Source organism: uncultured Fretibacterium sp., assembly GCF_938040765.1.
Classification (GTDB): Bacteria; Synergistota; Synergistia; order Synergistales; family Aminobacteriaceae; genus CAJPSE01.
The window spans coordinates 1-3,355 of the sequence record NZ_CALIAA010000012.1 but is presented as its reverse complement, the minus strand read 5'-3'; the positions used below and the strand labels follow the sequence as shown (position 1 = coordinate 3,355).

Below are 3,355 nucleotides of genomic sequence, written 5' to 3'. Positions count from 1 at the left end.
GAGATACTATACCATATTTTATGAAAAAATGAAGGGATGCTTATATTTCCGGCAAGGGCCGTCTCTCCTGCGGGGAAGCCGCTAGCCGCATTTCGGGACAATTTTTTCTTTTGTGAAGGAGGCTTTACAGGTTGATCCAGATCGTTCTGGCGGACGACCATAAGCTGTTCCGCGATGGTCTGCGCAAAATTCTGGAGTTGGATCCGGACGTCAAGGTCGTCGGGGAAGCGTCGAACGGAGAGGAGGCGCTTCTGCTGCTTCAGGAACGCAGCCCCGACATCATCCTCTTCGATATCAACATGCCTCGGATGGACGGGATACAGCTGGCCCGCGAGATCAACAGCCGTAAACTGAAGGTCGCCACTATCGCCGTCAGTGCCTACGACGATGAGGATTGTCTGGCGACATTGTCGGCGGAGGGCGTCATGGGGTTCGTCCTCAAGTCCTCCGGCAGAACGGAGCTGATTGCGGCGATACGTGCCACCTATCAGCACGAGTCCTATGTCGATCCCCGGGTCGCGGGCAAGCTGATGACCAGCTTCGCCAAGCGCAAGAACGAGAACGACCTCCTAGGAGAGCTCTCGCCCAGAGAGAAGGTGGTCCTCTACTGGTTGGCCCAGGGCTACAGCAATATCGAGGTGGCCGAAAAGACCGTGCTGTCCGAGAAGACGGTCAAGAATCACGTCAGCCACATGCTGAAGAAGCTGGAGCTCAGGGACCGCACCCAGGCCGCGATTCTCGCGTGGAAGGTCGGGTTCGCCCAAATGAGCCCCGAGGCCATGGGATGTCTCGTCGGTGAGGAGCCCCAGCCGGACCAGTAAAGGATTTCCTCAATCCCATAACCATAAGCCTTTCAATGAGGGGAGGTCTCGGCACGCACTTCTCCGCTCCTCGGATGCGGGGGGCAGAGGAACGGGAAACAGTTCCGAAAGGCCTCCTGAACCAGGCTTTGGGCAACCTTCTCGAACTTTCGATAAGCCTCCAGAAGGGCCTTCCCCTCGGAGGTGAGGGAGGAACTGCCCCCATTCCTGCCGCCCTGCCGACGAAGGATCAGGGGAGCACCCCATTCCTCCTCCATATCGCAAAGGATCTTCCAGCCTTTGCTGTAGGACATCCCCATCCGCTGACAGGCCAGACGCACGGATTGCGCCTCCTCGATGAGGGAGAGCAACTCGGAGGCCCCCGGACCGAAAAAAGGCTTCTTCCGGACCAGACGGAGCCGCAATTCAGGGAAGATCGCGGTCTGAGGGGGGGCAAACGCCCTTTGGGAGGGAAGCACCGCCCCCTCATCCTCGACCTCCAGCCCCGTACAGGAAAGGCCGCTGCCGTTCAGAATTTCGTTCAGCCCGAGATGCTCCTCACTCTCGTCCTTGTTTTTCTTCAGGATCTGGGGAATCATGCTGGAGAAAAGCCGGATCGGATAGCCCTCTCTGCCGCCGCACACCGGCCGGAGCAAAGGAGCGTCGGGCTCGAGGAGCGCAGCGACGGTCTCCGTGGAGAAAAAAGGATAGTCCAAGGTGGAGACCAGGATACGGCTGCATTTATCTTGAAGGTAGACGAGTCCCGTACCGAGAAGCGTGAGGACGGCGGCGCCGGAATCCGGAGCGATACAAAGGACGCTCATGCGAGCCACATGTTTTTGCAGCGCCTCCAGGCAGTCCGGAGGCGTAACCAGCACGATGAGGTCCATCCCTGCCCGAATCAACGTCCTAACCACACGATGTACAGGCGACGGCCGACTGCCCCGTCCCCGGGCCGGCCCACCTGGAAACTCCAATCTCTCCACAATCAGCAACGCTCCAGTTCCCATCCTTTTTCCCTCACCATCTCCCGTAAGAAGCCGTCAGCCCTTTCAGGACATTCATTTCTGGAATGATAGAGCAAAAAAAGGTGCCCGTCAATTTTGCAGACGGCTTTTGCAGGACGGATAATCCGCCCCTGGCCCCATTTCGGAGAAGCGTCGGAGGCATTCCCATAGGCGTTCCGCAACTTCTTGCGCGGAGATGCGCCTTTTCGTTCTCTTCGGCGCTTCCCTCAAGTTTTGTTGCTAAAGCAATGGATTCTCCCGGAGGGGTGCCGTATCCTCTCATTGTCCAGAGGAAAGGGACAGTGCTTTTGCAAAGAGGGGGAAAACACGAAAATGATTCGAAAGATCATCAAAATCGACGAGGATAAGTGCAACGGCTGCGGGCTCTGCGCCGATGCCTGTCATGAAAACGCCATCGCCATCGTGGACGGCAAGGCCAGGCTGATTCGGGACGATTATTGCGACGGACTGGGGAATTGCCTGCCGGCCTGTCCGACCGAGGCGATCTCCTTCGAGGAGCGCGAGGCGGCGCCCTACGACGACGCCGCGGTCAAGGCCCGACAGGAAGAGCTGCGCCGCGAGGCAGGCCACAGGGAAGATAAAAAAGGCGGGGTTGCGGAGTTGTTCAAAATGCCTATTGGGGGCTGCCCCGGCAGCCGGATGAGGGATATCCTTCGGGACAGGGGAAACAGGGAGGAGAATAAACCGAAGGAAGAGAAGAGGGAGGACGGTCCCGCTGCCTCCGCGGACAGCGAGCTGGCGCAGTGGCCGGTTCAGATCAAGCTCATCCCCGTCAACGCTCCCTGTTTTGCGGGAGCCCACCTTTTGATCGCGGCGGACTGCACGGCCTTTGCATGCGGCGATTTCCATCGCCGCTTTATGAGGAAGCGCGTAACGCTGATCGGATGTCCGAAGTTGGACGAGGGGGATTATGCGGAGAAGCTCACGGAGATATTGAGGCAAAACGATATCAAGAGCGTGATGGTTGTACGCATGGAGGTACCCTGCTGCGGCGGGATCGAAAATGCCGTCAAGCAGGCGCTGGCTGCCAGCGGGAAGATGATCCCCTGGCGTGTCGTGGTGGTTACCGTCGATGGACGGGTTCTCGAAGATCAGGAGCTCTAGGGAAGCGCTGATTTCCATATTCTCCACGAGTGAATACGTGATGGTCGAACAATGACAAGCCGAGCGGTTGCTCTTGACTTTTCGACTTTCCCTGATAGAATTAGCTTTCGTTGAGTGAATAATGTTGGGGAATGGTGCAACGGCAGCACGCCTGACTCTGGATCAGGTAATCGGGGTTCGAATCCCTGTTCCCCAGCCACTTTTAATCAAGAAAGATGAATTTGAACTCCTGCTTTAGGCCGTCAAGGTTCAACGTCGGCGAAAGTGGGAGTTTTTATTTCTCGGTTGAAGTATATAGACATAGTTACACGATGGAGATCGACGATGTCTCCGCGCACGGGGATAGGGGATCCGAACGATTGCCAATGCCTTGAATCGAAGTCCCTCGACGGTCGGCAGGGTAGGGTGGCCCCTGCCGCGAGT

3 protein-coding genes and 1 tRNA gene are annotated in these 3,355 nt (G+C 57.4%); 3 read left to right on the top strand and 1 reads right to left on the bottom strand.

Annotation, left to right across the window (positions count from 1 at the left end):
- The first annotated feature begins 131 nt into the window (after positions 1–131).
- Positions 132–821 carry a response regulator transcription factor gene (locus tag Q0176_RS00380; protein ID WP_299297908.1) on the top strand — a complete coding sequence of 230 codons (690 nt, stop codon included), beginning with the start codon at positions 132–134 and terminating at the stop codon, positions 819–821.
- A gap of 32 nt (positions 822–853) precedes the next feature.
- On the opposite strand, the gene Q0176_RS00375 is transcribed toward Q0176_RS00380, so the two are convergent.
- Positions 854–1,810, bottom strand: coding sequence for an NTP transferase domain-containing protein (locus Q0176_RS00375; protein WP_366796938.1), 957 nt, complete (start codon positions 1,808–1,810; stop codon positions 854–856).
- A 330-nt stretch (positions 1,811–2,140) separates the two neighbouring features.
- Here Q0176_RS00375 and Q0176_RS00370 point away from each other — a divergent pair, with 330 nt between their 5' ends.
- Positions 2,141–2,932, top strand: a complete 792-nt coding sequence (locus Q0176_RS00370) for a 4Fe-4S binding protein (protein ID WP_299297904.1) — start codon at positions 2,141–2,143, stop codon at positions 2,930–2,932.
- 125 nt (positions 2,933–3,057) lie between these two features.
- Positions 3,058–3,131 (top strand) — tRNA-Gln (locus tag Q0176_RS00365).
- Positions 3,132–3,355 lie beyond the last annotated feature (224 nt).

Coding starts and splice junctions, on each gene's coding strand:
- Q0176_RS00375 (WP_366796938.1), bottom strand. CDS start 1,810: ATGGGAACTGGAGCGTTGCTGATTGTGGAGAGATTGGAGTTTCCAGGT.
- Q0176_RS00370 (WP_299297904.1), top strand. CDS start 2,141: ATGATTCGAAAGATCATCAAAATCGACGAGGATAAGTGCAACGGCTGC.